Origin of the sequence: Candidatus Aquarickettsia rohweri (assembly GCF_003953955.1) — a bacterium.
GTDB lineage: Bacteria > Pseudomonadota > Alphaproteobacteria > Rickettsiales > Midichloriaceae > Aquirickettsia > Aquirickettsia rohweri.
This window is the reverse complement of record NZ_RXFM01000128.1, coordinates 1-2,325: the sequence shown is the minus strand read 5'-3', so window position 1 is coordinate 2,325 and position 2,325 is coordinate 1. Positions and strand designations below refer to the sequence as shown.

The window sequence follows — 2,325 nt, the reverse complement described above, 5'->3', positions numbered from 1 at the left end:
CTTCCATATAATATTGATAAAAAAATATCATCAAATTAAATTTTTTTTAGAATTATCAAAAAACTTAAGAAACCCAAAGAAAGGCGGATAATACTTGTCAAGATGGGGATATTTTAGCGTTTACATACATTTAGACCCATTTTTTAAACTATTTTCTACTTGGTTAGATATAGATTTTTTTAAATCTTTTCTTGCTATAGGCCCTAACTTTGAATTAGGTAAAGTAGGATTTGAATATTGGAATTTTTTTACACATTCAATTAACTTTTTTTCAAATTCACTTTTAAGTAATTTACAAATAATAATTCTTTTGGCTGCAATGCAGACTTGACCAGTATTAAGAAGTCTAGAATTAACACATTCTCTAACTGCTAAATCAATATCTGCATCTTCTAATATAATATAAGGATCATTGCCTCCCAGTTCTAATACACATTTTTTAATATTAGCTCCTGATAACATTGCGACATTTGCTCCTGCTTTTTTACTACCAGTTATTGTTACTCCAGAAATTTTACTGTCTTTTATCACGCTTTCAGCCATATTTACTTCTATAAGTAAGCTTTTAAATAAATTTTTAGGTAATGCATTGTTAAAAAGTTGTTCAAGCTTTAAGGACATTGCTGTGGTATTAGGTGAATGTTTTAACAAAATAGCATTTCCTATTATTAAATTTGGTATAGCAAATCTCATGACTTGCCAAACTGGAAAATTCCATGGCATTATTCCAAATATAATACCTGATGATGTGTATGTATAGTAGCTTTTAGGAAATTCGTTGCTGATTATGGAAGGTTTTAAAAATTTTTCTGAGTTATTTATATAATATTCACAAAGTATAATACATTTTTCAATTTCAGAAATTGATTGAGAAATTGGCTTTCCCATCTCATTTGTTATGCATGTGGCTAAATCTTGTTTGTTTTCATTTAAAGCTTGTGATAATTTTTTGATAGAATTAATACGTAATTTTAAATTTTGCTTTTTCCATTTATCTTGTTCTAGAGCAACTGAGTCTATAATATTTATAACTTGGCTAATGTTATAGTACTCATACTCTTTTATTATTTCTTCTGTAGTAGGATTTATAGTTTTAATAATGTTATGCATATTGATTACCTAATTTTTAAGCTAAAAAGTCCAATTAAAGCAAAAATTATAGCTAAAATCCAAAACCTAATAACTATAGTTGGTTCCGACCATCCTATTTTTTCAAAATGATGATGAATAGGTGCCATTTTAAATATTCTTTTGCCTCGTAATTTATAAGAGCTAACTTGTAGTATTACAGATATAGCTTCAAATGCAAATACAAAACCAGTTATAAATAAAATTATTTCGTTTTTAGTTATTACACTTATAGTACCAATTACAGCTCCAAGTGCTAAACTTCCAGTATCACCCATGAACACTTTTGCTGGAGGTGCATTATACCATAAGAATCCGAGTCCGGCTCCTATCATTGCAGAGCAGAATACAGATATTTCACCTGAATTTTGCACATACACTAATTTTAGATAATTAGAAAAAACTACATTGCCAACTAAATATGATATTATTGCAAAGAATGCTGATGATATTATAATAGGTCCAATAGCTAACCCATCTAATCCATCTGTTAGATTTACTGCATTTGATGAACCAGTGATTACACAAACACCAAATATAAAATAAAAATATCCTAAATCAATTACTAAATTTTTAAAAAATGGAAACACTAAAGTTGTTGAATGATTATTGGTGCTAATGTAGCTAATTATTAAAACAGATAATGCGCTTAATAAAAATTGGAGAGTAAATTTTAATTTTGCAGAAATTCCCTTGGAACTGTTAAGTTTTAATTTATTATAATCATCAATCCCACCTAAAAATCCAAAAGATACTAATACAAAGCTTAGCAAAAGTATATATGCATTTTTTAAGTTTGCCCAAAAAATAATAGAAATTATAATAGAAATTATAATTAAAACTCCTCCCATGCAAGGAGTTCCTTTTTTTGTTAAAAAATGGTTTTCTGCTCCATCATTTCTGATTGGTTGTCCATTTTTTTGAAATGAGGATAAATACTGTATAAATCTATTACCATAAATTAACATAATAAAAAATGAGGTAAATAATGCAGCACAACTTCTAAAAGTTATGTACTTGAAAATATTAAAAAATGAAAAATATTTTACTAAAAATTCTGCTAAAAATTGAAACATATTATATGTGTATTTTTTGAATGAAATATTGATTTAGTATAAGATTATTATTAATAACTTTAGAATTTTTTATTTTTAGTTCTAATTCAAGTAGTTCTTCCATGAAATTTAATGCCTCATT

At 26.6% G+C, this 2,325-nt stretch carries 2 protein-coding genes; both read right to left on the bottom strand.

What is annotated here, in order from left to right; all coding sequences use genetic code 11:
• Window positions 1-120: 120 nt before the first annotated feature.
• Window positions 121-1,110, bottom strand: a complete 990-nt coding sequence (locus EIC27_RS06665) for an aldehyde dehydrogenase family protein (RefSeq protein ID WP_126045271.1) — start codon at window positions 1,108-1,110, stop codon at window positions 121-123.
• A gap of 5 nt (window positions 1,111-1,115) precedes the next feature.
• Window positions 1,116-2,204, bottom strand: coding sequence for a phospho-N-acetylmuramoyl-pentapeptide-transferase (gene mraY / locus EIC27_RS06660; protein WP_126045270.1), 1,089 nt, complete (start codon window positions 2,202-2,204; stop codon window positions 1,116-1,118).
• Window positions 2,205-2,325: the final 121 nt, after the last annotated feature.

What these genes read in the sequence shown, in the direction of transcription:
- EIC27_RS06665 (WP_126045271.1), bottom strand. Translation starts at nt 1,110, where the DNA reads ATGCATAACATTATTAAAACTATAAATCCTACTACAGAAGAAATAATA.
- mraY (WP_126045270.1), bottom strand. Translation starts at nt 2,204, where the DNA reads ATGTTTCAATTTTTAGCAGAATTTTTAGTAAAATATTTTTCATTTTTT.